The 2030-nt window shown below is 73.0% G+C and carries 3 protein-coding genes; all 3 read right to left on the minus strand.

Annotated elements, in window-relative coordinates:
- Window positions 1-128: 128 nt before the first annotated feature.
- A complete protein-coding gene (locus tag ACIQOV_RS39145; RefSeq protein ID WP_380551264.1) occupies window positions 129-929 on the minus strand; it encodes a DUF3710 domain-containing protein in 801 nt (266 codons plus the stop codon).
- A gap of 69 nt (window positions 930-998) precedes the next feature.
- Window positions 999-1466, minus strand: coding sequence for a dUTP diphosphatase (gene dut / locus ACIQOV_RS39150; RefSeq protein ID WP_030239204.1), 468 nt, complete (start codon window positions 1464-1466; stop codon window positions 999-1001).
- Window positions 1463-2030: PaaI family thioesterase (locus ACIQOV_RS39155; protein ID WP_401055628.1), on the minus strand; the 568-nt coding region annotated here is incomplete at its 5' end. The genes dut and ACIQOV_RS39155, both read right to left, overlap by 4 nt.

A 2030-nucleotide genomic window follows, 5' to 3' on the forward strand; every position in this document is an offset into this window, starting at 1 on the left:
CTTTGCCGCCCCGGTCTCCCGCGGCGACTCCGGAACTGTACGGGGACCGGCCCGCCACATGCAAATCGCCCCTGCCCGGGGGTCCGGGCAGAGGCGATCAGTGCCGGTCGATGCCGGTCGGAGCCGGGTCAGCGGACCTCGGTGATCTCCGGACCGCGCGCGAACGGGTCGAGCGAGGTGCCGCCGAAGCGGTTGTCGCCCTCGCCGGCGGCGGCGGCCCCGCCACCGTCGGCGACCATCTGGGCGTCCTCGGGAAGCTTCAGGACGATCGGGTCACGGGGAGCCATCGGGGACTCGCCGCGCACGACGACCGTCTGCCGGAAGACCTGCTCCAGGATCCCGGCCATCTCCGGCTGCACCGCGGCCTGGCCCGAGATCACACCGCGCAGGAACCAGCGCGGGCCGTCGCAGCCGACGAACCGCACCAGCTGCACCCCCTGGGTGCCGTCCGGCAGCTGCACCGGGACCTGGGCGCGGAGGTGCCAGCCGAGCGGGCCCTCCTCCTCCTCGATGAGGCCGCCCTGCGAGGTGATGCCGTTGGCGATCTCCTCCCGGACCTCCCCCCAGATGCCCTCGGACTTCGGGGCCGCGAAGGCCTGGAGCTGGATGGCGCTGTTGCCGAGCACGAGGGTGGCGGCCACGATCGCGTCACCGGCGACCTCGACGCGCAGCTCCATGCCCTCGACACCGGGGACCAGCAGACCCCCGAGGTCGACTCGCCCCTCCTCGGGGTTCTCGAGCTCGGAGTGGTCCCACGGACCGTCCGGCCGGGGGGCCGGCGGCAGGCCGACCCTGTCGGCCGGGTCCAGCTCGGTCACGTTCTCGCTCTCGGCGGAACCTTCGACGTCATCGGCCGTCTCGTCGGCGCTGATGGCGTCGTCGGCGAGCTGCTCGACAGCGTCCTCGCTCTTCTGGCGACGACGGAACACGGTCACTGTCCTTCCCGGTCCAAGACCGATGCGAATACCTGCTCGGCTTCCTGCGAGGCCGCGGGCATGCTAGACCGCGGCGTGGCCGCCGGTCGACCCGAACCCGCCCTCGGCACGTGCCGACCCAGGCAGCTCCTCCACCTCGTGGAAACGGGCCTTCTCGACCTGCTGGATCACCAGCTGGGCGATCCGGTCCCCTCGGCGGAAGCTGACCCCCTCGCGCGGGTCCAGATTGACGACGATCACCTTGATCTCTCCACGGTACCCGGCATCGACCGTCCCCGGGGCGTTCACGAGGGCAACGCCGCAACGAGCTGCGAGCCCGGACCTGGGGTGGACGAAGGCCGCGTAGCCGTCCGGCAGGGCGACGGCGATGCCGGTGGGCAGGACGGCCCGCTCGCCGGGCGCCAGCTCGGCGTCGACGGTGGTGCGCAGATCGGCACCGGCGTCCCCGGGCTGCGCGTAGGCGGGCAGCGGCAGCTCGGGGTCGATGCGCTTGATCAGGACGTCCAGCTGCGGGCGGGGGGTATCGCTCAAGGGTTCACCTCAAAGGCTCGTGCGCGCTTCATCAGATCCGGGTCGTCGAGGACCTTCTCGATGTCCTCGGGGCGACCGTGCGTGGTGAAGTGTTCCAGCTTCACCTGGATGAAGAGGGCCTGCGCGCGGACGGCGAGCGGTCCGTCCGGACCGCCGATCCGCGCCTCGGCTGCGCTGTAGATCTTGCGGCCGTGCACACCGGTGATCCAGGCGCGCAGGTGCAGCACCGAGTCGACGGGCACCGGGCTGAGGAAGTCGGTCTCCAGCCGGCCGGTCACGGCGGGGGCGTGCAGCAGCCAGTTGAGCGTGCCGAGGGTCTCGTCCATGGCGGTGGTCAGCAGCCCGCCGTGGGCCAGGCCCGGGCCGCCCTGGTGGGCGTCGCGGACGGCGAACTCGGCGGTGACGTCGAGTCCCTCGCCGGCGACCGCGTCGATCCGCAGGCCGCCGGGGTGCTGCGGGCCGCAGCCGAAGCAGTGCTCGTAGTGGGAACCGAGCCGGGTGCCGGGGGCGGGCGCCCGGGGGTGGCGCTCCGGCAGGACGGCGTCCGGCGGCGGGGTGGTCGGG

Source organism: Kitasatospora sp. NPDC091257 (assembly GCF_044757675.1).
In the GTDB taxonomy this organism is placed as follows: Bacteria; Actinomycetota; Actinomycetes; order Streptomycetales; family Streptomycetaceae; genus Kitasatospora; species Kitasatospora lactacystinica.